Origin of the sequence: Polaromonas sp. YR568 (assembly GCF_943369675.1) — a bacterium.
Taxonomy (GTDB): Bacteria; Pseudomonadota; Gammaproteobacteria; order Burkholderiales; family Burkholderiaceae_C; genus Polaromonas.
Map to the genome: position 1 here is coordinate 58,630 of NZ_CALROB020000016.1, position 25,240 is coordinate 83,869.

Below are 25,240 nucleotides of genomic sequence, written 5' to 3' on the forward strand. Positions count from 1 at the left end.
GGGGTGTGCCGTCAGATGCGGCTGAAGTATTCGCGCCTTTGCCAGTCGTCCTTGTCCTCGGCGTCGGCGTGGCGGGTGATTTCGGCCTGCTTGATTCGCGTGAGGTAGCTGACGAAAGTATCGCCGAAGGCGGCCGTCAGCGCGGCGTCGGCCTGGAGCGCCTCCAGCGCCTCGCCCAGGCTGGTGGGGATGTTGTCGGCGCCGCCGCCATAGGGCGCGTCGGTGGCCGGCGGGGCCCTGAGGCGGCGTTCCATGCCGTCCAGCCCGGCGTGGATTTGCGAGGCCAGGTAGAGGTAAGGGTTGGCGGCGGGCTCACCCAGGCGGTTTTCAATGCGCGTGCTGTTGTCCTTGCACTGGCCGACCACACGCAGCATGGCGCCGCGGTTGTCGCGGCCCCACAGAATCGATTGCGGCGCCAGCGCGTTGGGCCGGAAACGCCCGAAGCCATTGATGGTGGGCGTGCAGAAAGCCGTCATGCCGCGCGCATGAGCGAGCAGCCCGGCCAGGTAATGTTCGCCGGTTTCCGAGAGCGTGTACTGCGCGTCCGCCGGTGTGCTGCCGGCCGCGGGGCTGTCCCGCCTGAACAGGTTGGCGCCGGTGTTCAGGTCCACCAGCGACTGGTGCAAATGCCAGCCGCTGGACATGATGTTGGGGAAGGGCGGCCGGCACATAAAGGTCGCGTGGTAGCCGGCGCGCCGCAGGGCTTGTTTCACCGCACTGCGAAACAGCACCATGTTGTCGGCGGCGGCCAGCGCATCGGTGGCCTCGAACACCGCCTCGACCTGGCTGGGGCCCAGTTCGATTTCCAGCGACAGCAGCGGCAGCCCCAGCGCCTGTGCCGTACGTTGCACGATGCGCAGCGGCTCCTCGGCCATGTCCACCCATTGCTCGGACAGCAGGTGGTAGCCGGGGTGGATCATGCGCACTTCGGGCGGCAGGCCGGGCCAGGCGGCCAGTTCGGGATCCAGCTGCGGATTCAGTCCATCCCCGGTGATCCGGTAAATATGGAACTCGATCTCCAGCCCGCATTTCATGCCGTAGCCGGCTTCGGCCAGTTTGGCCAGCGCGTTTTGCAGCACGCGGCGTGTGTCGAGTTCGACCGGGCTGCCGTCGGGAAACCAGGGCTGGCACTGCAGCCAGCCGGTTGTTTCGGCCCAGGGCAATTCCTTGAAGCTGGCCGGGTCGGCCAGCAGCATCACGTTGCCGCCGAATTCAAAACCCGGCAAGCCGGCCGCACCGCCGGCCTCGAACACCTTGTACGCGGTGCGGTCGGCCGTGTCTTTAAGCAGCAGGGTGCTGACCATGCCCACGCCGTCGGCCAGGGCCTGCGCCGCCGCGGCCGCCACCAGCGTCTTGCCGCGCAGCATGCCGTGCAGGTCGCACCAGGCAAAGCGCACCAGTTCCAGGCCGCCGGCTTCGATGCGGCGGATGGCTTCGGCCTGCGCGGCCTGCCTCGCGGCGTCGTGCACGCCGCATTGCGCCGCGAAGCTCATGATTGCGTGGCGGTGTCGGCTGGCGCTGGCGAGCTGGCCTTTGCGTCCAGCCACGGTGCGGCTTCACGCTTGGCGCGCGCGGTGTGCTGCCACCACTGGGCCCATTCGCCAGCCGGTGCGATGCCGTCCACCGTGTCCGGGCCGGTGATCATCGCGGCCTGCGCGGGGTCGGCAATGCCGGGTGCCACGCCGCCGTTTTGCACGGTCTCGATCGCCTTGAGCAGCACGCGCCGGTTCGCCATGATGACCTTGTCCGAGGTGCCCAGGTGCTCGCGCGTGCGGTCCTGGATCGCGCCCATGCTTTCCACGGCCCACTGGTCGTGCACGTTGATGTCTTCCTCGCCCATGCCGAGGTAGGTGCTGCTCATCTGCTCTTCGGCATTGAAGCCCCAGCCGTTGTGGCGGCCGGACTTGGGGATGTAGTCGGGCAGCGCGATGAACTGCTGGCGCTGCGCGCGCATGCTTTCGCGGTCCAGCGGGCCGGCAAAGCTGGTGAAGAAGGTGTACCAGTAGGTGTGGGTGTCGTCCACCGGCACATGCATCTGCGTGATGGTCATGGTCTCCGACAGCGGGATCACAAAGGTCGCAGGGAAGATCGCGTTGGTCACGCGCACGTGGGTCAGCTTGTCGGTCATGGCGCGCAGGGCGGTCAGCTGCATGCCCCAGGGCTTGTTCTCGAAGCTGATGTCGGGCTGGGCGAACTCGCGCATGATGCGCGTCATCGGCCACTGCTCGCCGTCCTTGCTGCCGGCGCTGGCGCTGCGGAACTGCTTGCCGGCGGGGTTCTCGCCGATGTCGTCCAGCGGGTCGTCCTGCAAAAAGCGGTGCAGGAAGGACGGGTGCGCCGGGTCAATGCCCACCTCGAAGGCCTGCAGCCAGTTGGCGTTCCACAGGCCCTTGAAGGCAAAGCTGTGTGTGGCCGGCGCGGTGAAGCAGTCAAAGGCCGGGAAGGGCGGCGGCGTGCTGCCCTCGTCGCCGAGCCAGGCAAACAGCACACCGGCTTTTTCGACGACCGGGTAGCTGCGCTGGCGTATGCGCTCGCACAGCTTGCTGCCCGTGGGCTCGGCCGGGGTTTCGAGGCAGCGGCCGTCGGTGGCGAACTTCCAGCCGTGGAAGGGGCAGCGCAGGCCGCCGCCCTGGGCCGCGCTCTCGCGGCGGCCGAAGGACAGGTCTGCGCCGCGGTGCGCGCAGTCGCGGTCCAGCAGGCCCCAGGCGCCCGAGGCGTCCTTGAACAGCACGAGGTCCTGGCCGAACAGCTTCAGCGCCTTGACCGGGCGAAGCTCCATGCGCGGGTCAAGCGCCGGGTTGAATTCATCGACCAACGCAGCGGGCTGCCAGTACTGTCGCAGCAACTTGCCGCAGGGCGTGCCCGGCGTGATGCGGGTCAACAACTCGTTTTGTTCAGCGTTCATGGCGGCCTTGTGAGGTGGCTGTGAGGGCGATTCTGGAGACAAACCGTAAAACGGTATCCCGAAATTAAAATTCAGTGTACATTCGCTGCCATGAACTTGCAAGAAACGGTGTTGATGCAGCTGCGCGACCTGATCCTGCGCGGCGAGTTCGAGCCCGGCCAGCGCCTGGCCGAGCAGCAGTTGGCCGAAAAACTGGGCGCCTCGCGCACGCCGGTGCGGGCCGCGCTGGTCACGCTGGAGCAGGAGGGTTTGGTCGAGGCCAACGACACTGGCAAATATTTGGTGCGCCAGTTCACGCCGCGCGAAGTGTCTGACGCGATCGCGGTGCGCGGCCACCTCGAAGGCATGGCGGCGCGGCTGGTGGCCGAGCACGGCGTGTCGCGCCAGCTGCAACTCGATTTGCAGTCCTGCCTGGACGAAGGCGACCGCGCGCTGGCGGCCAACCCGCTGGGCTATGAAAACTACGCGGCGTATGCCGCCATGAACGACCGCTTCCACGCGCTGATCCTGGAGGCCAGCGGCAACCGCGCCTTGCAGCGCGCGATCCAGCTCAACGACAAGCTGCCGTTTGCCTCAGCCTCGGCCATGCTGCCCATGCAATCGACGCTGGAGCAGGACCGCGACTGGATGCACTACGCGCACCGCCAGCACCACATGCTGTTCGCGGCGCTCAAGGCCGGCGAGGGCGCGCGCGCCCAATCCCTGGCTGTCGAGCACACCGAAGTCGCGCAAATGAACATGCGCATGGCGCTGGAGCGGCGCGCCGAAACCGAAAGCGTGATGCCGGGGCTGCGCTTGGTCGTGGGCGGTTAGCGCTCGCCCAGCAGCAGTTTGACGTCCACCGCGTCGGCGACAGCCTTGTTGCCGGCATCACCCAGGTGCAGGTGGTCGCCCGAGTCATACGCGGGAAGTATGCGCAGCGGGTTCTGCGGGTCGCGCACCACCGCGTCGAAATCCAGCACCGCATCAAATTCACCGCTGCCGCGTATCCACGCATTGATGCGCTGGCGCAGGGCGTCTTTCGCGGGGCTGTAGTAGTTGGCGATGGGCGATCCCGGCATGGTCAGCGCGCCCTCGAAAGGCGTCAGCGTCGCGCCCACCGTGCGCACGCCGCGGCTGCGGGCGCGAGTGATCAGCTGGCGGTAGCCGGCAATCAGGGTCTCGGCCTGCGTCGCCGGCTCATTCGGCTCAAAGGTGCTGCCGGGCCAGCTGATGTCGTTGATGCCCATCAGCAGCACCACGCCGGCCACGCCGGGCTGGCCCAGCACGTCACGGTCGAAGCGCGCCAGCGCATTGGGCCCCATGTGGTTTTTGAGCACCCGCCCGCCCGAGATACCGGCATTGAGCACGGCCACCTTCTGGCCGGCCAGGCGGCGCGCCAGGAAGTCGGGCCAGCGCTGGTCGGTGCCCGGCGTCGAGGCCGCGCCGTCGGTGATGGAGTCGCCAAAGGCCACCACGCTGCGCGTGCCGGGCGCGGCTTCCACCAGCACGGCGCTCAGAAAGAGGCGGCTGTTCACCACGCTGTCGGCTTTCACGGTGGCCGCGCCGGTGACATTGCCTGCCGCGATCTGCGCGGCTTGCAGGCCGTCCCAGTGGATGGTTGTGACGGGCGTCGTTTGCGGAAAGTAAAGGCTGACGGCCAGGCGCTGCAGCGGCGCGACGTCCATCACGACCGGGTCGCTGATCAGGGGCGCGCCCGCCGGGATGGTGGCCGTGGCCTGGCCGCCAAAGGTCAGGGCCAGGCTGGGGCCGGTGCTGCCGCCCCCGTCGGCGCCCGCAGCCGCGATGTGCGCCGCGCCTATCTGCAAGGGCTGTGTGCCGTATTCGTTGGACAGCACGATGCGCACGCGCGAGCCGCCCATGCCGGCGCGCACGACCTGGCGCACCGTCTGGTCGCGCAGGCTGGCCGGAAGGCCCAGCGGCAACACAAAGTCGCCGGCCCAGATGGGCTGCGGGCTGGCCGTCCACGCCGGAACCCAGGTGCCGGTATCGACCGCTTGCGCTTGCGGCACAAAACCGGCGCACAGCAGCGTGATGGCGAAGGCGCACCCAAACACGCGGAGTTTCAGGAAGGTATTCATGTGAGCCTCAGCAGGTGGCGGCGTTGGCCGGCAGTTCAGGTTTGTCGCGCGAGAGGCTGTAGAGCGCGACGGCGATGCCGGTGACGGTGATCAGCGCGGCCAGCCAGCTCAAGCCCCCCAGGCCGAAGGAACTGCTGACCACCAGGCCGCCCAGCCAGGCGCCCAGCGCATTGCCCACGTTGAAGGCGCCTATGTTGAGGCTGGCCGCCAGGTTCTGGCCCGCACCGTGCGCTTGCTGGAGCACGCGCATCTGCAGCGGCGCCACCGTGGCGAAAGACGTGACACCCAGCAGCCCGACGAAGAGCACCGTGGTCACGGGCGAGTGCAGCACAAACCCCATCGCGCCCAGCACCAGCGCCATCGCCCCCAGGGTAAGCAGCAGGGACATGCGCAGGCCCTTGTCGGCCAGGCGGCCGCCCAGCAGGTTGCCGATGAAGATGCCGCCGCCGAACACCAGCAGGATGGGCGACACGGCGGCTTCGCTGAAGCCGGTGAGCTGGGTCAGGATGGGCTGGATGTAGGTGAAGATGGCGAACACGCCGGCAAAACCGAACACCGTCATCAACAGGCCCAGCATGACTTGCGGGCGCGCGAGTCCGGCGAGTTCCTGGCGGATGGAGCCGTTGCCGTTTTCGGCCGCGCTGCGCGGCACAAAAACCGCCAGCACCAGGAAGGCCAGCAGCCCGATCAGCGCCACCACCCAGAAGGTGGAGCGCCAGCCGTAGTGCAGGCCCAGCCAGGCGCCGGCCGGCACACCGAGCAGGGTGGCGAGCGACAGGCCGCTGAACATGATGGCAATGGCGGATGCCTTGCGTTCGGGCGCCACCAGGCCGGTGGCGACGATGGAGCCCACGCCGAAGAAGGTGCCGTGCGCCAGCGAGGTGATGACGCGCGCGGCCATCAGGCTGCCGTAGTCGGGCGCCATCGCGCAGGCCAGGTTGCCCAGCGTGAAGATGGCCATCAGCGCCAGCAGCACGGTCTTGCGCGGCAGCTTGCGTGTGGCCAGCGTCAGCACCGGCGCCCCCACCGCCACGCCCAGGGCGTAGCCGGAAATCAGCAGCCCGGCCGAGGCGATGGTGACGCCGAGATCGGCGGAGACCTGCATCAGCAGGCCCATGATGACGAACTCCGTCGTGCCTATGCCGAAGGAGCCGACGGTGAGGGCCAGCAGGCCTAAAGGAAGTGAGAGGAGTGATTTTTGCGCGGCCATGGAATCGCCTTAAAAAGAGGATGCCGGTAGTATGGAAACGAATCGGTACTTTGACTAGAATGGCCTGGAGACAATGATCTGTGAATTGAATTCACAATAAATCGAGTTCGATCCACCTCAAAATACCCGCATCATGCCCCGCAACGACGTCAACCGCTCCGGCGAAATGGAGGCTTTTGTCCAGGTCGTGGAAAAAGGCGGCTTTTCGGCCGCCGCCCGCCAGCTGTGCATGACGCCCTCGGCCGTCAGCAAGCTGGTCACCCGGCTGGAGGCGCGGCTCGGCACGCGGCTGGTCAATCGCACTACCCGCAAGCTGCAGCTCACGCCCGAAGGCACGACGTTTTACGAGCAAAGCACGCGCGTGCTGGCCGACATGGACGAAGCCGAGCGCGGCGCGGCCGCCGGCGCCATGCCGCGCGGGCGCGTCAGCATCAATTCCAGCATGCCGACCGCGCACCGCCTGCTCTTGCCGCTGGTGCCGGCCTTCCACGAGCGCTATCCGGACATCTCGCTGGACATCACCCTGACCGACCGCGTCGTCGACCTGCTGGACGAGCGCACCGACGTGGCGATACGCTGGGGCGCGCTGGCCTCGTCTCAGCTGGTGGCGCGCAAGCTGGGCGACACGGCGCAGGTCATCGTCGGCAGCCCGGACTACCTGGCGCGCCACGGCATGCCGCATACGCTGCAGGAGCTGGAGGCGCACCAGCGCCTGGCCCACACCTTCAAGCGCAACATGCATTACTGGCCGGTGCGCGTGGACGGGCAGATCCAGCAATTGCCCATCGCGGGCTATGTGCGCGCCAGCGACGGTGAAGCGCTGCGCCACCTGCTGCTGGCCGGCGCCGGCCTGGCCCGCATGTCGATGTTCCACGTCGGCCGCGACATTGAGGCGGGCCGGCTGGTGCCCGTGGCCGAAGAACTCAACCCCGGCGAGCGTGAGCCCATCCACGCGGTGTTCGTCGGCCGCGGCGGCCGCCTGCCGGCGCGTGTGCGCGTGCTGCTGGATTTCCTGGTGGAGCAGGTCACGCAGGAGGTGCTGGATTCCGGTGGCTTGGGGCTGGATTACCAGCTACACCAGCCTTGACGTCTTACTCCCTCGCCCTCTGGGAGAGGGTTGGGGTGAGGGCCGGCGGCGGTAAATAGGCCCCGGTTTCATGCACAGGCCGCGGCCCTCACCCCCGCCCTCTCCCAGAGGGCGAGGGGGTAAAACCGTACAGGACCAGCTTCGCTGGTTTGGGAGCCGCTCTAGGTACTAGCCACTACATAGCTTCCCTATAGCTGCGCGCGCCTGACTTGCCTAGCATCCGTGACAAGCCACAAGGCTGTCAGAGCCGTTCCGGCCATGGAGGAGTCCTATGCATCGCGTTCCCGTTCACACCCTGGGTTTTTGCCTTTTACTGCTGTCGCTATGCAGCGCCGGCTTCGCGCAGGAACGTTTCACGCCCTCCGCCGACGGCCAGGAAGTCACCGACAGCCGCACCGGCCTGGTCTGGCGGCGCTGCGCCGAGGGCATGGTCTTCAAGGGGAAAACCTGCACCGGGCAAGCGACGTTTTTCACCCAGCCCGATGCGGCCGCGCGTGCCAAGGCGGCTTCCACGCCGGCCGCTGAATGGCGCCTGCCCATCCTCAAGGAACTCTCCAGCATTGTTTCGGTGCGCGAAGCCGAAGAGGGCAAGGCGGCAATAGAACCCAACGCCTTTCCCGCCACACCGGTCGCCCGCTTCTGGACATCCAGCAGCACCGGCCCCGGTTACTTCACGTTTGTGGGGTTCAGCGACGGCAGCGCCGGTGAGGCCCCGCGCGCCACTTCGGCCGCAGTGCGGCTGGTGCGCGGCGGCAGGTAAGAACTATTCTTTCGCGACCTGCAGCACCAGCTTGCCGAAGTTCTCGCCGTTGAAAAGCTTGAGCAGCGTTTCCGGGAAGGTGTCCAGGCCCACGACGATGTCTTCCTTGCTCTTCATGGTGCCGGCCTTCAGGTAGCCCGCCATCTCGGCCACACCGAGGTGGTAGCGGTCGGCATAGTCGAACACCACGATGCCTTCCATGCGGGCGCGGTTCACCAGCAGCGACAGGTAATTCGCCGGGCCTTTCACGGGCGTGGTGTTGTTGTACTGGCTGATCGCGCCGCAGATGATGATGCGGGCGCCGCGCGCCAGTCGCGCCAGCACCATGTCCAGGATTTCGCCGCCCACGTTGTCGAAATAGATGTCTATGCCCTTGGGGCAGTGCTCCTTCAGGCCGGCGCGCACGTCGCCGTTCTTGTAGTCGATGCAGGCGTCAAAACCCAGCTCGTTCACCACCCAGTCGCACTTGGCCTTGCCGCCGGCGATGCCGACCACGCGGCAGCCCTTGAGTTTGGCGATCTGCCCCACCGTCTGGCCCACCGCGCCGGCCGCGCCGGAGACCACCACGGTTTCGCCCGGCTTGGGCAGGCCGACTTCCAGCAGGCCGAAATAGCCCGTCATGCCGGGCAGGCCCAGCACGTTGAGCCAGGAGGTCAGGCCCAGGCGCGGGTCTATCTTGAACATGCCGCTGCGCTTGACCTGGTCGGCCGCGATCAGGCAGTACTCCTGCACATCGAGCGCGGCGTTCACATAGTCGCCCACCGCAAAGGCCGGGTTCTGTGAGGCAATCACCTTGCCCACGCCGCCGGCGCGCATCACGGCGCCGATTTCCACCGGCGGGATGTAGCTCTTGGCATCGTTCATCCACCCGCGCATGGCCGGGTCCAGCGACAGGTACAAAGTCTTGACGAGAACGCCGCCTGGGCCGGGTTCGGCGACGGGCTCGGTGGTGAAGTTCCAGTTGTCGCGTGTGGGCAGGCCGACGGGGCGGCTGGCCAGGCGAATCTGGTGGTTGCTCAGGCTGGTGATGGCGCTCATGGTTGTCTCCGCTGGATCTGTTGAAAGGGTGCCCGGGCCATGGTAGCGGCGGCATGGCCCGGCGTCAGTCGCGCAGGCGATTCGGCCAGCGGGCCGTCACGGTTTCGGTTTATGCTTTGCAGATGAAACTCCACAACTATTTCCGCTCCTCCTCCTCGTTCCGTGTACGCATCGCGATGGAACTCAAGGGCCTCAGCTACGACTACCTTCCCGTGCACATCGCCAAAGGCGAACACAAACAACCGCCTTACGCCGCCCTGGCCGCCGACACCCTGGTGCCGCTGCTCGAAGTTGACGGCGAAAAGCTCTCGCAGTCCATGGCCATCATCGAATACCTGGACGAAAAACACCCCACACCGGCCCTGCTGCCGGCCGACGCCCTGGGCCGCGCCAAGGTGCGCGCCCTGGCCCAGTCCATTGCCTGCGAAATCCACCCCATCAACAACCTGCGTGTCCTCAAATACCTGGTGAAAGAACTCAAGCTCGACGAAGCCGCCAAGAACGCCTGGTATGTGCACTGGTGCCGCGAAGGGCTGGAAGCCTTTGAGCGCCAGCTGGCCCAACTGCCCCCGTCGACCTATTGCTACGGCGAGACGCCCACGCTGGCCGACTGCTGCCTGGTGCCGCAGATCTTCAATGCCAAGCGCTTCAACGTGAGCTTTGACGGCCTGCCGCGCACCATGGCCGCCTATGACGCCTGCATGAAGCTGCCGGCTTTCCAGAAAGCCCAGCCTTCGGCCTGCCCCGACAACGAAGCCTGAGCTCCCTGTGCATGCGGATTGGTTGATTCCCGACTGGCCGGCGCCCGCCGGCGTGCGCGCGGTCTTCACCACCCGGGCCGGCGGCCTCTCGGTCGCGCCTTATGACAGCCTGAACCTGGGCGACCATGTCGGCGACCTGCCGGCCAAGGTCGCGGCCAACCGCGCTGTGCTGCGCCAGGCCTTGGGCAAGCGCGCTGTCTTCCTGCAGCAGGTGCATGGCAATGAAGTGCTCGCGCTGGATGCTGCCACGGAAGACGGCCTGCAAGCCGATGCCTGTGTGACCAAGGAAACCGGCGTGGCCTGCACCATCATGGTTGCCGACTGCCTTCCTGTTCTGCTCGCCACCGAAGACGGCGCGATGGTCGCCGCTGCGCATGCGGGCTGGCGCGGGCTGGCAGGCGGCAAAGACGGGAAGGGCGTTCTGGAGTCTGTGCATGCAGCGATGAACACTGATGCCCGCGTCCTCGCCTGGCTGGGGCCTTGCATAGGGCCTTCAGCTTTTGAGGTCGGCCCTGAAGTCAAGGCGGCATTCGAAGCCGTTCAGCCAGAGGCAGCCAGTTTGTTCACGCCCACCGGCGCGGATAAATACCTGGCCGACCTGCCAGGCCTGGCGCGGTTGCACCTCAAGGCCTTGGGCATTACAGCGGTGTACGGCAATGACGGCAGCGATGACTGGTGCACCGTGCGCAATCCCTCGAAATTTTTCTCGCACAGGCGCGACGCCGGCCCCACCGGCAACGGCTTTGGCACCACCGGCCGCATGGCCGCGTGCATCTGGCGCGACTGAAGCTATCAGCGGCCCGGCAAGACCTCAAACATGGTGCGCAGGGTATTCGTAAAGCGCGGCCGCATGCGGCTGCTCCATTCGGTGCCGCGCACGGCCAGCCAGGGCGGCGAGCCCAGCGTTTCTTCACTCACCAGGTCGTAGCAGGCCAGCGACAGCGGGCCGTGGTCATGGTTCAGGAAACGGCTGGCGCGTATGCAGCCGCTGACCTTGGCCAGGCCCGGCATGTGCTCGGTGTCATACCAGTCGGCCAGCTGGGGCATCCAGCCCGCCTCGGGGTCCATTTCCACGACGTAATGAAATACAGGCGTTGCACCGGCGGAGGCGCCGGCCGTGTCGAACACACGTTCCAGCCGGGAGATCCGCAGTTCCGTCAGCGCGGGCCAGCGTAACTGCAGGTCGGATTCCAGCGTGGTGGTGAGCGCTTTGTCGAGCTCGCTGCGCGCATCCAGGAACACATAGGCGTAAAAAATCCCCTGTTCCTTGTTGAAGGCCGCATGGGCCGGCAAGGCCGTGGCTTTCGCGGCGCAGCGCAGGCGTTCCAGCAGGTCCGCAAAATCGACGGTGTGGCGCGAAGTGGCGCGGGCCTGCACCAGCAAGGCATCGGTGGGGTGGCTTGCGTCGCTCACCTCAATGCCCGATCTTGAGCGCCACCAGGAAGCGCGACACCATGTTGTAGGAAGCCACGGTGGCCACCAGGTCCACGCGTTGCTGTTCGTTGAAGAAGGGCTTGAGCGGATCGAAGACGCTGTCGGGCACGTCGATGTCGCGCGTCATAGCGTCGGTCAGCGCGATGACGTGGCGCTCCAGCTCCGAAAACATGGTGGCTTGCGTGCCCGCTTGCGGGTCGCGCAGCGCCTCGATTTTTTCCGGGGGCATGCCGGCGGCCAGCGCGTGCGGCACGTGCGCGTCAAATTCATAGGGCGCGCGGTTCAGCACCGCGACCCGGAGGATGACCATTTCACGCAGCAGCGCGGGCACAGAGCTGCGGTTGCGCACGGCGGTCAGCAACTGTTCCCAGCCTTGCGCCAGCGGCGGGCTGTTGAGCAGCACCTGGTAGAGCGGTGAGACGCGGCCGCGTTCGGCCGTGATGCCGGCCTCGATGGCGGCCAGTTCCGGCCGGCTGCCGGGGGTGACGGGAGTGATGCGCATGTTGGCGTCGGCCTTTATTCGGGTTTGATCTTCTTGGCGCGAATGACCTTGCCCCACTTGGCCGTGTCATTTTTCAGCAGCAGGGCCAGCTCCGCGGGGCTGGAAGCCGCCGGCTCGGCGCCGGACGCCAGCAGCTTGCTGCGCACGCCCTCGTTGGCCAGCGTGCGCTTGACGGCCTCGTTGAGTCGCGCGATGTCGGCGGCCGGCGTCGCCTTGCCGGCGAACAGCGCATACCAGTTGTCGGAATCCACGCCGGCCATGCCCATTTCCTGGAAGGTTTTCACCTCGGGCAACAGCGGGTGGCGCCGGTTCGACGCGATGCCTATGGGCTTGAGCTTGCCGGCCTTGATGAAACCGACCAGGCCGGGGATGTCGCCGAAAAAGCCGTCCACATGGCCGGCGATGACGTCGGTGATGGCCGGCGCCGCGCCCTTGTAGGGCACGTGCACCAGCGGCGCCTTGGTGGAATCGGCCAGCAGCTCCATGGCCAGGTGCGGCACGCTGCCGGTGCCCGACGAGGCCATGGTCGCGCCGTCCTTGCGCAGCCTGGCGTTGGCGATGAACTCGGCGCCGGTGTTGGCCGGGTTGTTGGCGCCCACCACCAGCAGCTCCACGTTGTTGGCCACCAGCGAGACCGGTGCCAGGTCGCGCACCGGGTCGTAAGGCAGCTTTTCATAGAGCGGCGGGTTGATGGCCACCGCGCCCACGCTGGTCAGCCACAGCGTGCTGCCGTCCGGCGTGGCGCGCGCCACGTACTCGGCCGCGATCGCGCCGTTGGCGCCGGCCCGGTTTTCGATGATCACCTGCGAGCCCAGCTCCTTGCCCAGTTGTTCACCGATGGTGCGGGCCACAAAGTCGACCGGCCCGCCGGGCGGGAATGCGACCACGAGGCGGGTGATTTTGGCTTGCGCGTAGGTGGACGGCGCCGCAAAGCCCAGGGCCAGCGCGGCGGCCGTCAGTAGCAGGGCGGCCCTGCGGGGGATGTTTTTGCTTGTCATGGTGTTTTCCTTTGTCTCCGTGAATCTCAATGTTTGAACTTCTTAATCGCAGCGCACCGACATGCCGCCGTCCACCACGATCTCGGTGCCGGTGATGAAACGGGCTTCGTCGGACGCCAGGAACAGCGCGGCATTCGCCGTGTCGCGGCCGTCACCCATAAAGGGCAGCGGGATGCGCGACTGGCGCTGCTGCAGCAAGGCCGTCACGTCGCCGCCCGTGCGCTGCTTTGCCAGGCGCACGTCGACCATGGGCGTGTAGAGCTGGCCGGGCACGACGGTGTTCACGCGTATGCCGGCCTTGGCGTATTGCACGGCCACCACGCGCGAGAACTGGATCACGCCGGCCTTGGTGGAGGCATAGGCCACTTGGGCCGAGCCCGTCCAGCGCAGGCCCGAGGTCGAGGCGATGTTGACGATGGCGCCTGCCGCCTGCTTTTCCATCAGCGGCAGCACGTGCTTGCAGGCCAGGAACACGCTCTTGAGGTTGTGGTCCAGCTGGGCATCCCAGGTTTCCTCGGCCATCTCCACCGGCCCGCCGGCGGCCGAGCCGCCCACGTTGTTGACGAGCACGTCGATGCGGCCGAAGCGGGCGATGCAGGCAGCGACCACCTCGGCGATGGAGGCCGATTGCGTCACGTCGCACTGCGCGGTGGCGATTTCGCCGCCGGCTTCCTCGACCAGGCGCACGGTTTCCTGCATGCGCTCGGTGTCGCGGTCCACCGCGAAGACGCGCGCGCCTTCCTGGGCAAAGCGCACGGCAATCGCGCGGCCGTTGCCCCAGCCCGGGCCAACGGAGCCGGCGCCGGTGATAAAGGCCACCTTGCCGGCAAGGCGGCCGGCGACGGGTGGGTGGGTATTCAAAGCGGTGGCGTTCATGCGGGGAATTGGTAAAGGCGCTGCGGGTTCCGCACCAGCAGCTTGTCCTGCAGTTCGGGCGTGGGGGCGATGGCGGGCAGCAAGTCCACCAGCGCGCCGTCGTCCGGCACGTGCGTGTGGTTGGGGTGCGGCCAGTCGGTGCCCCAGAGGCAGCGCTCGGGGAAGGACTCGACCAGGCGGCGCGCCAGCGCCACGCCGTGGGCATAGGTATGGGGCGGGCTGGAATCGATACGGTCCGCGCCGCTGACCTTGACGTAGAACAGCGGGTCTTCCATGAGCGTGCAGAGCGCACGGAAATCCGCATGGTCGGGCCCCAGGCGCGCATCGACGCGGGCCATGTGGTCTATCACCACCGGCACGGCCGAGGTCTTGAGCAGCGGGGCCAGGTCGTGGATCAGGCTGCTGTCGAAGTGCACCTGCAAATGCATGCCCAAAGGCGCCAGGCGATGGGTGAGGGCAACGGCCTGCTGCACCGTAGCGCCCTGGCCCAGGTGTTTCATGAAGTTAAAGCGCACGCCGCGAAAACCGGCGGCCATCAGGCGCCGTAGTTCCGCATCGGGCACGTCGTGCGGCGCCAGCGCCACGCCGAGGTAATTCCCCCGGCCGGCCGATATCGCGTCTTCCACCGCCGAGTTGTCAAAGCCGTGGACGGCCGACTGCACGATCACGCAGCGCGAAATGCCGAGCTTGCGGTGCAGGCTGAACAGCGTGCGTGCTGTCGCATCGGCCGGTGTGAAGTTGCGCGTGGCCGCGAACGGGAAGCGCGCGGCCGGCCCGAAGACGTGGACGTGGCTGTCGCAAGCGCCGGGCGGCGGGCGGAAGGCCGGCTGCGAAGGCTCCGGCAGGTAAGTGAGGACGGGTTCTGTGTTCATGGTGCTGCCCCGTATTCTGGTGCCCCGTCGCCCTGTTTGGCGTGTCTTATTCTGGATATCAGTTATCGGAAATAGCAATAACTCCTAGAATGGGCTGAACCGCATTTTTTGGGGAAGCCGCCATCGACCTGCGCCGTCTTGAATATTTTGTCGCCGTGGCCGAAGCCGGCAGTTTCAGCAAAGCCGCCGCCGCGCTGGTAATGTCGCAGCCCGCGCTGAGCCAGCAGATCGCCACGCTGGAACAGGAAACGGGCCACCGCCTGCTGACCCGCACCGGCCGCGGCGCCGAGCCCACCGCCGCGGGCCTGGCCCTGCTGGCGCACGCGCGCGGCATTTTTGAGCTGGCCGAACGCGCCCGCGCCGACATGCGCGAGCGGCAATTGATCCCGAGCGGACGCATCACCTTGGGCTTGCCGCCCCGCGTCGCGCACGCCATGACGGCTGACCTGGTGGAGCGCTTCCGGGCTGAGTTTCCGGATGCGGCCATCAGCGTGGAAGAGGGCTTGAGCATCCGCCTGCGCGAAGGCCTGGTGGCGGGCCGGCTGGACGTGGCCGTGCTGTTCGACCCGCCGGCCTCGCCGCTGCTGGACATCGAAACGGTGGCGCGTGAATCGCTGGTGCTGATGGCATCGACGCCTTTGCCCGCGCGCATACGCCTGGCCGACGTCGCGGCGCGGCCGCTGGTGCTGCCCAGCAAACCCAATTCGCTGCGGCAGTTGCTGGAAAGCGAGGTCAAACCCCGGGGCTACCGCCTCCAGGTGGTGGCCGAGGTCGAGTCGATCAAGACGGTGCTGTCGCTGGTGGCGCGCGGCGTGGCGGCCACGGTGCTGCCGGCCAGCGCGGTGCATGAATGGACGGACGCTACGCCGCCCTTCATGGCGGCCATCCATGCGCCGCAAATCCGCAACCGTTTATGCATCGCCGTGCCCAAGGCCAGGCCGGCCACACGCGTGAGCCGCTTTTTAGTGCAGCTGACGCGGCAGTTGTGTCTGCAGCATTACGGTGAGGCGGCCAAACCGCGCCAGCCCTGAGAAACTGTCAGCCCTTGGGTGGCTCTTGCACGGCGGGCTTGTGCGCTTCTTCGGTTTTTTCGTGGGCTGCGTTGGCGTCCGCATCTGCAGTTTGCTGCACAAGTTCCTGCGCGGCGCGTTTCTTGAGGGCTTTGCTGCGCGCGGGCGCGCCCATCAGGTAAACCACCAATGCCACCGGCGCCAGTCCATAGAGTACAAAGGTAAACAGTGCACCCAGGAGCGTGCCGTTGCTGTTCGTAGCTTCGGCCACGCTCATCATGAGCACGACGTAAATCCAGGCGATGACAACCAAATACATAAATACTTGAAACTCTGCGTGCGGTCGGGAATTTTGAAAGCAAATCCTACGATACTGATGGTGTGCTCAAAAGAGTCACCGAGACTCAACATGATCGGGGAGACAGATGAATTCTGACGCAAACCGGGCCCAGGCGGCCCGTCAGATGCAAGAGACCTTTGCCGCGGGCCTGCAACAGGCCCTGGGCGCGATGGCAGGCGGCGGCATGCCGCCGGGTTTTGGGCCTGCCAACGGTGCGAACGGTGCGCAGGGCCAGCCCCTGCTGCAGTTCGACCCGGCCAAGCTGAAGGAATTGCAGCAGCGCTACATCGCGGACGCTTCAGCCCTGTGGAACCAGGGACTGCAGGAAGGCGCCGATACCCTCGTGGCTTCCGATCGCCGGTTTGCCAACGACGCCTGGAAGGCCAACCCGGTCTCCAAATTCTCTGCTTCCACCTACCTGCTGAACGCCCGAACCCTGATGGAACTGGCCGACGCCGTGCAGGCCGATGCCAAGACGCGCGCGCGCGTGCGCTTTGCCGTCGAGCAATGGATGGCGGCCACCGCGCCCAGCAACTTCCTGGCGCTCAATGCCGAAGCCCAGCAAAAAGCCATCCAGAGCCAGGGCGAAAGCATTGCCCAGGGCCTGACCAATTTGCTGCACGACCTCAAGCAGGGCCATGTGTCCATGACGGACGAAAGCGTGTTCGAGGTCGGCAAGAACGTCGCCACCACCGAAGGCGCGGTGGTGTTTGAAAACGAATTTTTCCAGCTGCTTGAATACAAGCCGCTCACGCCCAAGGTCTATGAAAAGCCCTTCCTGCTGATCCCGCCCTGCATCAACAAGTTCTACATCCTCGACTTGCAGCCCGAGAACTCGCTGATCCGCTACGCGGTCAGCCAGGGCCACCGCACTTTTGTGGTCAGCTGGCGCAACCCCGACGAGTCCATGGCCGGCAAGACCTGGGACGACTACATCGAGCACGCCGCCATCAAGGCCATCGAGGTGGTGCAGGAAATCACCGGCGCCAAAACGCTGAACGCCCTGGGCTTTTGCGTGGGCGGCACCATCCTGGGCACGGCGCTGTCGGTGCTGGCCGCGCGCGGCAAAAAGCCGGTGGCCAGCGCCACCTTGCTGACCTCCTTCCTCGACTTCACCGACACCGGCATCCTGGACATCTTCATCGACGAAACCTCGGTCAAGTACCGCGAGGCCGAGATGGGGCAGGGCGGTCTGCTCAAAGGCCAGGACCTGGCCTCCACCTTCAGCTTTTTGCGGCCCAACGACCTGGTCTGGAACTACGTGGTGGGCAACTACCTCAAGGGCGAAACGCCGCCGCCCTTTGACCTGCTCTACTGGAACAGCGACTCCACCAACCTGCCCGGGCCTTTTTACGCCTGGTACCTGCGCAACACCTATTTCGAAAACAACCTGATCAAGCCCGGCAAGGCCGTGGTCTGCGGGCAGAAGGTCGACCTCAGCAAAGTCGACATCCCGGTCTATATCTACGGCTCGCGCGAAGACCACATCGTGCCGATTGGCGGCGCCTACGCCTCCACCCAGCACCTGCCGGGCCCCAAGCGTTTTGTGATGGGGGCCTCGGGCCACATCGCCGGCGTGATCAACCCGCCGGCCAAGAAAAAACGCAGCTACTGGACGCGCGACAAGCTGCCCCAGGGCAAATTCCCCGCCACGCAGGCCGAATGGCTCAAGGGCGCGGCCGAGCACCCCGGCAGCTGGTGGACGGACTGGTCGGACTGGCTCAAGGGCCACGCCGGCAAGCAGGTCGCCGCCCCCAAGGCCTACGGCAGCCGCAAACACCCGGTCATCGAGCCCGCGCCGGGCCGCTACGTCAAGGCCAGGTCCTGAACCGTCCAAGCCAAGCTTTTATTCAAACTCCCTCAAAAACTTCACAAGGAAACACATCATGGAAGACATCGTTATCGTTGCAGCCGGCCGCACCGCCGTGGGTAAATTCGGCGGCTCGCTGGCCAAGATTCCCGCGACCGAATTCGGCGCGGCCGTCATCAAGGGCGTGCTGGAGCGCTCGGGCCTGAGCGCCGACCTGCTCGGTGAAGTCATCATGGGCCAGGTGCTCGCGGCCGGCGTCGGCCAGAACCCGGCGCGCCAGTCCGTCATCAAGGCCGGTTTTCCCAACGGCATCCCGGGCCTGACCATCAACGCGGTCTGCGGATCGGGCCTGAAGGCCGTGATGCTGGCGGCCCAGGCCGTGGCCACGGGCGACAGCGAAATCGTGATCGCCGGCGGCCAGGAAAACATGAGCGCCGCGCCGCACGTGCTCAACGGCTCGCGCGACGGCCAGCGCATGGGCGACTGGAAGATGGTCGACTCCATGATCGTCGACGGCCTGTGGGACGTCTACAACCAGTACCACATGGGCATCACCGCCGAGAACGTGGCCAAGAAGTACGGCATTGACCGCGAGGCGCAGGACGCGCTGGCCCTGGCCAGCCAGACCAAGGCCGCGGCCGCGCAGGACGCCGGCAAGTTCAAGGACGAAATCATCCCCATCACCATTCCCCAGAAGAAGGGCGACCCGGTGGTGTTCGCCGCCGACGAGTTTATCAACCGCAAGACCAGCGCCGAAGGCCTCGCCGGCCTGCGTCCGGCCTTCGACAAGGCCGGCGGCGTGACGGCCGGCAATGCCTCCGGCCTGAACGACGGCGCCGCCGCCGTGATGGTGATGACGGCCAAGAAGGCCGCCGCGCTGGGCCTCAAGCCGCTGGCGCGCATCGCCAGCTACGCCACCACCGGTCTGGACCCGGCCTACATGGGCATGGGCCCGGTGCCCGCCTCGACCAAGGCGCTGCAGCGCGCGGGCTGGAAAGCCCAGGACCTAGACCTGCTCGAAATCAACGAGGCCTTCGCGGCCCAGGCCTGCGCGGTCAACAAGGAAATGGGCTGGGACACCAGCAAGGTCAACGTCAACGGCGGCGCCATCGCCATCGGCCACCCGATTGGTGCGTCCGGCTGCCGCATCCTGGTGACGCTGCTGCACGAGATGGCGCGCCGCGACGCAAAGAAGGGCATCGCCAGCCTGTGCATAGGCGGCGGCATGGGGGTTGCCCTCACACTGGAACGCTGAGTTTGAAGTAACAATGCTGTAACCGGCACAAATCATGCATATGAGGCTATAGGATTCATAGCACGGGCCCGGTTTGGAACTGTTCAAAGTCAAACGGCATTCAGATAATTCACAAAACCAATCAAGGAGATCGCAATGGCAAAAAAAGTAGCGTACGTCACGGGTGGCATGGGCGGCATTGGAACCGCCATCTGCCAGCGCCTGGCGAAAGACGGCTTCCTCGTGGTGGCGGGCTGCGGCCCGACGCGCGACTACACCAAGTGGCTCGATGAGCAGAAGGCGCTGGGCCATACCTTTTACGCCTCGGTCGGCAACGTCGGCGACTGGGACTCCACCGTCGCGGCTTTCGACAAGGTCAAGTCCGAGCACGGCCCCGTTGCCGTGCTGGTCAACAATGCCGGCATCACACGCGACGGCCAGTTCCGCAAGATGAGCAAGGCTGACTGGGACGCGGTGATTTCCACCAACCTCAACAGCATGTTCAACGTGACCAAGCAGGTCATCGAAGGCATGATCGAGGCGGGCTTCGGGCGCATCGTCAACATCTCTTCCGTCAACGGCCAGAAGGGCCAGTTCGGCCAGGTGAACTACTCCACCGCCAAGGCCGGCCTGCACGGCTTCACCATGGCGCTGGCGCAAGAGGTCGCGGCCAAGGGCGTGACGGTCAACACGGTGAGCCCCGGCTACATCGGCACCGACATGGTCAAAGCCATTCGTCCCGACGTGCTGGAGAAAATCGTGGCGGGCGTGCCGGCCAAGCGCCTGGGCCAACCGGAAGAGATCGCCTCCATCATTTCGTGGATCGCCTCCGACGAAGGTGGTTATGCCACGGGCGCAGACTTCTCGCTCAACGGCGGACTGCACATGGGCTGAGCGCCGCCTTGGCGTTCGTTGAAAAACTCGCTTCGGCGGGTTTTTTATTGCCTGCCCGGGAAGAACTCAGACTCAGGGCAGGGCTTCGAAGGAAACGTAGCGCCCCTTCACATCGAGTGCGGTGCCGGGTTTTTCCGGCGCTTCCGCCGCCTGCTGGAACCCGAGCGACAGGAAGATGCCGTGTTCCGGCAGCCAGACGTACTCCGACCGGCGCTCTGCCGACTGCTCGCTGGTATGGCTGGTGCAACTGACCTTGGCGTAGGAGCCGGTGAAGCCGGCGCCTATCGCTGCGCCGTCCACCTGCCCGGATCGTTCGCAATGCTGGCGGCGCTGGTAGCGCGTGGTCTGCAGCGTCAGGCCTTTGCCGTCGGTGTCGGAGAGCCGCTCCATGACGAGGTCCAGCTTCCATGCGGCGGCGTCGGGCGTCCCTCCTTCCAGCGTGCTGCTCAGGGATTCGGCGGAGTCGTTGTACCAGCCGACCCGGCCCATCAGGTCGTGCACCAGCGGCGCGACTTCGCGGCTACGCGTGTGCACCGAAAACAGGTTGCGAAAGAGAACGTAGCGCTCCTGGTAGACCACGTTGCGGCCGCCCAGGTCGTACCAGTCGTCCTGGCGCAGCACCAGGCCCTTGCCCATGGGTTGCAGGCTGACGCGGATCTCCACTTCCAGCAGGCCGGCCGAAGAGGAATAGCTGCGCCGGGTGGCGTACTTGAACGAGCGTGTGACGGGCTTGCCGAAGGATGCGTCCAGCGATGCCGCGCCGGCGACGGCCTGAGGCGAAAGGTCCGAGAGCTCCAGCGGCTGGTAGGGATGCAGGTAGGCGGCCACCGCCAGACCCAGGGCGATCAGCGTCACCGGCGCCCACCAGTAGCCGATCAGCCTGTTGCGGTTGATGGCAGGCATGGGCTTGAGCATGGCGCGATTGTAGGCAGGGCCTTGCGGCCGGGCCCCTGGTTTTACCCTCAATGGCAGGATTCACCGGACGGCCGGTGGCGCGTCGCGGCAAATACTGCCGGCGCGTGGGGATTTGCCCGCGGGGCGCTCGGGCATCTGTAGTAAATTCAAGCCACGTGTTCTACGGGGACAGCCCGCCTGCCGGGCTGCGTCGCAGGCCTTCCTTAATCCATTTCCAAAAGGAATCCCTCTCGCATGCCCCATAGCGTCTCACTGATCAGCACCATCGCCGCCGGCCTGGGCCTGGCCCTCATCTTTGGTTTTCTCGCCGTGCGGCTGCGCTTGCCCGCACTGGTCGGTTACCTGCTGGCGGGTGTGGTCATCGGGCCGTTCACGCCCGGTTTTGTGGCCGACGCGGAGATCGCCAGCCAGCTTGCCGAAATCGGCGTGATGCTGCTGATGTTCGGCGTGGGCCTGCATTTTTCGCTCGACGACCTGCTCGCGGTGCGCAAGATCGCCGTGCCCGGCGCCGTCGTGCAGATGACGGTCGCGACTGCGCTGGGCATGGGTCTCGCGCACTGGTGGGGCTGGAACCTGGGCGGCGCGCTGGTGTTCGGCCTGTCGCTGTCGGTGGCCAGCACCGTGGTGTTGCTGAGGGCGCTTGAAAGCCGCGGCATCCTCGATTCCGTCAACGGGCGCATCGCCGTGGGCTGGCTGGTTGTTGAAGACCTGGCCATGGTGCTGGTGCTGGTGCTCTTGCCGCCGCTGGGCGGCTGGCTGTCTGGCAAGGTCGATGCCGACGTCAACGCGCTGTGGAAAACGCTGGGGATCACGCTGCTCCAGGTGGGTGGTTTTGTGGCGCTGATGCTGGTGGTGGGGCGCCGCTTCTTCCCCTGGGTGCTGTGGCAAGTGCAGCGCACCGGTTCGCGCGAGCTGTTCACGCTGTGCGTGGTGGCTGCCGCCGTCAGCATCGCCTTCGGCGCCACGGCGCTGTTCGGCGTGTCCTTCGCGCTGGGCGCCTTCTTCGCCGGCATGGTGATGCGCGAATCAGAGTTCAGCCACCGCGCGGCCGAAGAGTCGCTGCCGCTGCGCGACGCTTTCGCCGTGTTGTTCTTCGTGTCGGTGGGCATGCTGTTCGACCCCTGGGTGCTGCTGGAGCGTCCGCTGCAGGTGCTGGCGGTGGTGGGCATCATCATCGTGGGCAAGACGCTGGCGGCCGGCGTGCTGGTGATGGCCTTCCGCTACCCGCTGAACACCGCGCTCACGGTCTCGGCGAGCCTTGCGCAGATCGGCGAGTTCTCCTTCATCCTGGTCGGCTTGGGCGCCTCGCTGGGTTTGTTGCCGCCCGAGGGCCAAAGCCTGGTGCTGGCCGGCGCGCTGATCTCCATCGCGCTCAACGAGCTGGTGTTCAAGGCGGTTGCGCCCTTGCACAAATGGATACTGGCCAAGTCGCCGCTGGCGCGCAAGCTCGAAGCGCGCGACGACCCGACGGCCGAACTGCCGGCCACCACGGACGAAAAATACCTGGCCAACCACGTGGTGCTGGTGGGTTACGGACGGGTGGGGCGGCGCATTGCCGACGCGCTCAAGGCCAACCACATTCCTTTTGTGGTGGCCGAACAGAACCGCGAGGCGGTGGAGCGGCTGCGGGAGCAGGGCATGGCCGCCGTGTCCGGCGATGCGGTGGAGGCCGAAGTGCTGATCCAGGCGCACATCGCGCAGGCGCGCATGCTGGTGATCGCCACGCCCGACACGCTGGACGTGCGGCAGATGGTGGCCACGGCGCGCGCTCTGAACCCGGCGATTGAAACCGTGGTGCGCACGCACAACGAGGCTGAAGCACGGCTGCTCGACACCGAGAAGGCCGGCAAGGTTTTCCTGGGCGAGCACGAACTGGCGATGTCCATGACGCGCCATGTGCTGGAGCGCTCCGGGGTGGCGGCCGGCTCGTCGGGTTCAGCTCACTAGTTTTTGGCCTTGGCCCGCAGCACGGCCGAGCGCAGCAGCGCCAGCCTGTCGTTGCCGAAATACATGTCCTCGCCCACAAAGAAGGTGGGTGAGCCAAAGGCGCCGCGGCGTATCGCCTCGTCGGTGTTGGCCTTGAGTTGCTCCTTCACGTCGGGCCTGGCGATGCCCGCCAGGAACGCGTCGGCGTCTATGCCCACCTGTCGGCAGATCGCGGCCAGCACCTCGTCCTGCGAGATGTCTTCTTCGCGCGTGAAGTAGGCCGCGAAGGTGGCTTCAATAAATGCGAGGTAATGCGGCTTGGCAGCGGCATCCTGCGCGATCCACAGGCAGCCGCGCATGGCCTTGACGCTGTTGACGGGGAACACCTTGGGCGGGAAGGCAATCTTCAGGCCCGCTTCGCGCGCGTTGTCCTGCACGTCCTTGAGCGTGTAGCGGTTCTTGGGCGTGTCCATGTCTTCGCGCGCCGCGTAAATGCCTTTGTTGACGCTGTTGAAGATGCCGCCCACCAGCACGGGCTTCCAGTCTATGGTCTCCCGCAGTTCGGCCGCCAGCGGCTGGATGTTGCGAAAGGCGATGTAGGTCCAGGGGCTGGAGCAGTCGAAGAAAAATTCAATCATGGTCTGTCTCTTTGTTTTGAAATCAGGCGTTAATCAGGAAAAAAATCAGGAAGCCTTGTGCGCGCCCTCACGCACGCTTTGCGCCGTCTGCCCGAACAGCGCCTTGCGCGCCTCTTCGGTCAGTGCCGGTGCGCGCAACTCCTTGCCCAGGTCCAAGCCGCGCTTGACGGCAGGGCGTCCGAACAGGGCGTCGTACCAGCGCTGCACCTGCGGGAATTTTTGCAGGTCCACCTGCTGGGCCCTGTGCGTGCGCACCCAGGGGAAGATGGCTATGTCGGCGACGGAGTAGTCGGCGCCGGCCACGTACGCGCCGGTTCGCGCCAGCTGCGCGTCGAGCACGCCGTAAAGCCGGTCCACCTCTTTGCCATAGCGTTCGACGGCATAGGGAATCTTCTCGGGCGCATACAAAAGGAAGTGGCCGTTCTGGCCCGCCATGGGGCCCAGCCCGCCCATCTGCCACATCAGCCACTGCATCGCCTGGTAGCGCTCGCGCAATGCTGTGGGCAGGAAGCGGCCGGTCTTTTCGGCCAGGTAGAGCAGGATGGCGCCGCTTTCAAACACCGCCACGGGTGCACCGCCGCCGGCGGGCGCGTGATCGACGATGGCCGGCATGCGGTTGTTGGGGCTGATGGCCAGGAAGTCCGGCGCGAACTGCTCGCCCTTGCCGATGTTGACCGGGACCAGCCGGTAGGGCAGCCCGCATTCCTCGAGCATGATGGAGATCTTCCATCCGTTGGGGGTAGGCCAGTAGTGCAGGTCGATCATGGGAATCCTCGGGGTTCTTGAAACGTGTTGGGCGTCTAGATCAACGATGCCAGATGCGGATGGTCGGCGGCGACCTTGCGGGCTTCGCTGCCGCCCGGCTCCATCATGCGGAAGTCGGAAAAATCAAATCCCGGCCCAACCATGCAGGCGACGAGTGTGTAACCCGCAGCGTTGTTTGCCTGCGGCCTGGCTGCTTGCCAGAGGCCAGCTTCGACGACATGCTGGGGAAGGGTAGCCGCGCTGACGGGGCCGAGCGCCGCGTTGTGCAGGCGGCTGTCCGCCGCGTCCCAGGTCCAGAGGTCCAGCGGAGTGCCTTCGAGGTGCACCCAGACCTCGTCGGAGAGCACGCGGTGCCAGCGCGACTGCTGCGCGGCTTCGAGCAAAAAGTAGATGGAAGTCAGTGCGCTACGCGCGGGCCGTCCGTCCTGTGGCGTGACCTGGCCCTGGGAGCGGAAGACCTCGCGGTACCAGCCGCCTTCGGGGTGCGGCTGGAGTTGCAGCTGTTCAATCAGCTGCCGGGCGCGGGGTGTAGTGAGGGGTGCGGGTTGGCTGGGCATGAGGCGCAGTGTGCCTCAAAGCCAGGGCGGTTTTCAATCGCCGGCGATTGCCCTTTGACCCCTGCGGGACAGGCGCTAATCCAGTGCTTTATTCCAGGTCTTCGATGGCCAGGCTGTGGTACTTCTGCGCATATGAAAACGGCACCCTGCGCACTACCGTCATGATGCGCTCCGTGGCATCCTTGTTGGGCACGGGAATCATCAGCGCATGGTGGCCTTCGCGGGCGAGGTCCACGTATTTGTGGACGGTGGCGCCTTCGGTGCCGACGCGCGGAAGGCGCACGTCCGAGTGGCCGTCCGCTTGGCTCAGGTCCGCGAGGATGTCTTCCGGCGTCAACAGCATCACGCCGTCGCTGGCCACTTCCAGTTCCTGGGCCACCTGTTTCGCATCCTCGGCGTCGGGGAACATGATGAAGGCATAGCCGGTGGGGTAAAACACACCGCCCATACTGATCATTTTTTTTGTCAGTTCAAAGTGCTTCATGGCGAGTCCTTTCATGAATTGCGTTGCTTCAACGAATCATTAAGGCGCGGAAATTGTAATTTTCCGGTCAGCCATCACATCCTCTTCCTGTCAGACGCCATCGTCAAGCTGGATGTGGCCTCCACGCTTTTCACTTCGTGTAA

The 25,240-nt window shown here is 65.9% G+C and carries 26 protein-coding genes; 10 read left to right on the plus strand and 16 right to left on the minus strand.

Going from position 1 to position 25,240, the window contains the following annotated elements; all coding sequences use genetic code 11:
* Positions 1-11 precede the first annotated feature (11 nt).
* Both ACLV8F_RS10800 and ACLV8F_RS10805 read right to left on the minus strand, forming a co-directional pair.
* Positions 12-1,547: a glutamine synthetase family protein gene (locus ACLV8F_RS10800; RefSeq protein WP_411884221.1), complete on the minus strand. Its 1,536-nt coding sequence runs from the start codon at positions 1,545-1,547 to the stop codon at positions 12-14.
* Entirely contained in the window at positions 1,490-2,905 is a 1,416-nt protein-coding gene (locus ACLV8F_RS10805) for a Rieske 2Fe-2S domain-containing protein (RefSeq protein ID WP_411884222.1), read from the minus strand. The genes ACLV8F_RS10800 and ACLV8F_RS10805 overlap by 58 nt, the downstream gene beginning before the upstream one ends.
* Before the next feature lie 90 nt (positions 2,906-2,995).
* Here ACLV8F_RS10805 and ACLV8F_RS10810 point away from each other — a divergent pair, with 90 nt between their 5' ends.
* Positions 2,996-3,718 carry a GntR family transcriptional regulator gene (locus tag ACLV8F_RS10810; protein ID WP_411884223.1) on the plus strand — a complete coding sequence of 241 codons (723 nt, stop codon included), beginning with the start codon at positions 2,996-2,998 and terminating at the stop codon, positions 3,716-3,718.
* Here the strand turns inward: ACLV8F_RS10810 and ACLV8F_RS10815 are convergent.
* Both ACLV8F_RS10815 and ACLV8F_RS10820 read right to left on the minus strand, forming a co-directional pair.
* Complete coding sequence (locus ACLV8F_RS10815; RefSeq protein ID WP_411884224.1) at positions 3,715-4,986, minus strand: SGNH/GDSL hydrolase family protein; 1,272 nt, start codon at positions 4,984-4,986, stop codon at positions 3,715-3,717. The two genes, ACLV8F_RS10810 and ACLV8F_RS10815, sit on opposite strands and share 4 nt — an antisense overlap.
* A gap of 7 nt (positions 4,987-4,993) precedes the next feature.
* Entirely contained in the window at positions 4,994-6,196 is a 1,203-nt protein-coding gene (locus ACLV8F_RS10820) for an MFS transporter (RefSeq protein ID WP_411884225.1), read from the minus strand.
* A 133-nt stretch (positions 6,197-6,329) separates the two neighbouring features.
* Here ACLV8F_RS10820 and ACLV8F_RS10825 point away from each other — a divergent pair, with 133 nt between their 5' ends.
* The gene (locus tag ACLV8F_RS10825) at positions 6,330-7,283 is read left to right on the plus strand and encodes a LysR substrate-binding domain-containing protein (RefSeq protein ID WP_411884226.1); all 954 of its coding nucleotides are present in this window, start codon (positions 6,330-6,332) and stop codon (positions 7,281-7,283) included.
* 271 nt (positions 7,284-7,554) lie between these two features.
* Positions 7,555-8,043 (plus strand): DUF1566 domain-containing protein, encoded by a 489-nt coding sequence (locus ACLV8F_RS10830; protein ID WP_411884227.1) that lies wholly within the window; start codon positions 7,555-7,557, stop codon positions 8,041-8,043.
* Between the two features lie 3 nt (positions 8,044-8,046).
* Here the strand turns inward: ACLV8F_RS10830 and ACLV8F_RS10835 are convergent, their stop codons facing one another.
* Positions 8,047-9,081, minus strand: coding sequence for an NADP-dependent oxidoreductase (locus ACLV8F_RS10835; protein WP_411884228.1), 1,035 nt, complete (start codon positions 9,079-9,081; stop codon positions 8,047-8,049).
* A 122-nt stretch (positions 9,082-9,203) separates the two neighbouring features.
* On the opposite strand from ACLV8F_RS10835, the gene maiA reads away from it, so the two are divergent.
* Positions 9,204-9,842, plus strand: coding sequence for a maleylacetoacetate isomerase (maiA, locus tag ACLV8F_RS10840; protein WP_411884229.1), 639 nt, complete (start codon positions 9,204-9,206; stop codon positions 9,840-9,842).
* 7 nt (positions 9,843-9,849) lie between these two features.
* Positions 9,850-10,629 carry a peptidoglycan editing factor PgeF gene (pgeF, locus tag ACLV8F_RS10845; protein ID WP_411884230.1) on the plus strand — a complete coding sequence of 260 codons (780 nt, stop codon included), beginning with the start codon at positions 9,850-9,852 and terminating at the stop codon, positions 10,627-10,629.
* Positions 10,630-10,634: 5 nt separating this feature from the next.
* Here the strand turns inward: pgeF and ACLV8F_RS10850 are convergent, their stop codons facing one another.
* Genes ACLV8F_RS10850 through ACLV8F_RS10870 form a run of 5 tightly spaced genes read right to left on the minus strand, consistent with a single transcriptional unit; the run spans position 10,635 to position 14,524 of the window.
* Positions 10,635-11,255, minus strand: coding sequence for a hypothetical protein (locus ACLV8F_RS10850; protein WP_411884231.1), 621 nt, complete (start codon positions 11,253-11,255; stop codon positions 10,635-10,637).
* 1 nt (position 11,256) lies between these two features.
* Positions 11,257-11,778 (minus strand): carboxymuconolactone decarboxylase family protein, encoded by a 522-nt coding sequence (locus ACLV8F_RS10855; RefSeq protein ID WP_411884232.1) that lies wholly within the window; start codon positions 11,776-11,778, stop codon positions 11,257-11,259.
* A 14-nt stretch (positions 11,779-11,792) separates the two neighbouring features.
* Positions 11,793-12,776, minus strand: a complete 984-nt coding sequence (locus ACLV8F_RS10860; protein WP_411884233.1) for a Bug family tripartite tricarboxylate transporter substrate binding protein — start codon at positions 12,774-12,776, stop codon at positions 11,793-11,795.
* A 42-nt stretch (positions 12,777-12,818) separates the two neighbouring features.
* The gene (locus tag ACLV8F_RS10865; RefSeq protein WP_411884234.1) at positions 12,819-13,652 is read right to left on the minus strand and encodes an SDR family NAD(P)-dependent oxidoreductase; all 834 of its coding nucleotides are present in this window, start codon (positions 13,650-13,652) and stop codon (positions 12,819-12,821) included.
* Positions 13,649-14,524, minus strand: coding sequence for an amidohydrolase family protein (locus ACLV8F_RS10870; RefSeq protein WP_411884235.1), 876 nt, complete (start codon positions 14,522-14,524; stop codon positions 13,649-13,651). The genes ACLV8F_RS10865 and ACLV8F_RS10870 overlap by 4 nt, the downstream gene beginning before the upstream one ends.
* Before the next feature lie 128 nt (positions 14,525-14,652).
* Between ACLV8F_RS10870 and ACLV8F_RS10875 the strand changes: the two genes are divergently transcribed.
* Positions 14,653-15,555 carry a LysR substrate-binding domain-containing protein gene (locus ACLV8F_RS10875; protein ID WP_411884264.1) on the plus strand — a complete coding sequence of 301 codons (903 nt, stop codon included), beginning with the start codon at positions 14,653-14,655 and terminating at the stop codon, positions 15,553-15,555.
* 7 nt (positions 15,556-15,562) lie between these two features.
* Here the strand turns inward: ACLV8F_RS10875 and ACLV8F_RS10880 are convergent, their stop codons facing one another.
* Positions 15,563-15,853, minus strand: coding sequence for a hypothetical protein (locus ACLV8F_RS10880; RefSeq protein WP_411884236.1), 291 nt, complete (start codon positions 15,851-15,853; stop codon positions 15,563-15,565).
* Between the two features lie 106 nt (positions 15,854-15,959).
* On the opposite strand from ACLV8F_RS10880, the gene phaC reads away from it, so the two are divergent.
* The 3 genes from phaC (at position 15,960) to phbB (ending at position 19,812) form a co-directional block, all read left to right on the plus strand.
* Positions 15,960-17,702, plus strand: a complete 1,743-nt coding sequence (phaC, locus tag ACLV8F_RS10885; RefSeq protein ID WP_411884237.1) for a class I poly(R)-hydroxyalkanoic acid synthase — start codon at positions 15,960-15,962, stop codon at positions 17,700-17,702.
* Between the two features lie 58 nt (positions 17,703-17,760).
* Positions 17,761-18,939 carry an acetyl-CoA C-acetyltransferase gene (locus ACLV8F_RS10890; RefSeq protein WP_411884238.1) on the plus strand — a complete coding sequence of 393 codons (1,179 nt, stop codon included), beginning with the start codon at positions 17,761-17,763 and terminating at the stop codon, positions 18,937-18,939.
* Between the two features lie 135 nt (positions 18,940-19,074).
* The gene (phbB, locus tag ACLV8F_RS10895) at positions 19,075-19,812 is read left to right on the plus strand and encodes an acetoacetyl-CoA reductase (protein WP_411884239.1); all 738 of its coding nucleotides are present in this window, start codon (positions 19,075-19,077) and stop codon (positions 19,810-19,812) included.
* A gap of 72 nt (positions 19,813-19,884) precedes the next feature.
* Here the strand turns inward: phbB and ACLV8F_RS10900 are convergent, their stop codons facing one another.
* Positions 19,885-20,727: a hypothetical protein gene (locus tag ACLV8F_RS10900; protein ID WP_411884240.1), complete on the minus strand. Its 843-nt coding sequence runs from the start codon at positions 20,725-20,727 to the stop codon at positions 19,885-19,887.
* A 234-nt stretch (positions 20,728-20,961) separates the two neighbouring features.
* Between ACLV8F_RS10900 and ybaL the strand changes: the two genes are divergently transcribed.
* Entirely contained in the window at positions 20,962-22,674 is a 1,713-nt protein-coding gene (gene ybaL / locus ACLV8F_RS10905) for a YbaL family putative K(+) efflux transporter (protein WP_411884241.1), read from the plus strand.
* Here the strand turns inward: ybaL and ACLV8F_RS10910 are convergent.
* The 4 genes from ACLV8F_RS10910 to ACLV8F_RS10925 form a co-directional block, all read right to left on the minus strand.
* On the minus strand, positions 22,671-23,291 hold the full coding sequence (locus tag ACLV8F_RS10910; RefSeq protein WP_411884242.1) for a 2-hydroxychromene-2-carboxylate isomerase: 621 nt from the start codon (positions 23,289-23,291) through the stop codon (positions 22,671-22,673). The genes ybaL and ACLV8F_RS10910 overlap by 4 nt on opposite strands.
* Positions 23,292-23,336: 45 nt before the next feature.
* On the minus strand, positions 23,337-24,056 hold the full coding sequence (locus ACLV8F_RS10915) for a glutathione binding-like protein (RefSeq protein WP_411884243.1): 720 nt from the start codon (positions 24,054-24,056) through the stop codon (positions 23,337-23,339).
* A gap of 35 nt (positions 24,057-24,091) precedes the next feature.
* Positions 24,092-24,613 carry a cupin domain-containing protein gene (locus ACLV8F_RS10920; RefSeq protein ID WP_411884244.1) on the minus strand — a complete coding sequence of 174 codons (522 nt, stop codon included), beginning with the start codon at positions 24,611-24,613 and terminating at the stop codon, positions 24,092-24,094.
* Positions 24,614-24,701: 88 nt separating this feature from the next.
* A complete protein-coding gene (locus ACLV8F_RS10925; protein ID WP_411884245.1) occupies positions 24,702-25,097 on the minus strand; it encodes an RNA-binding protein in 396 nt (131 codons plus the stop codon).
* Between the last annotated feature and the right edge of the window lie 143 nt (positions 25,098-25,240).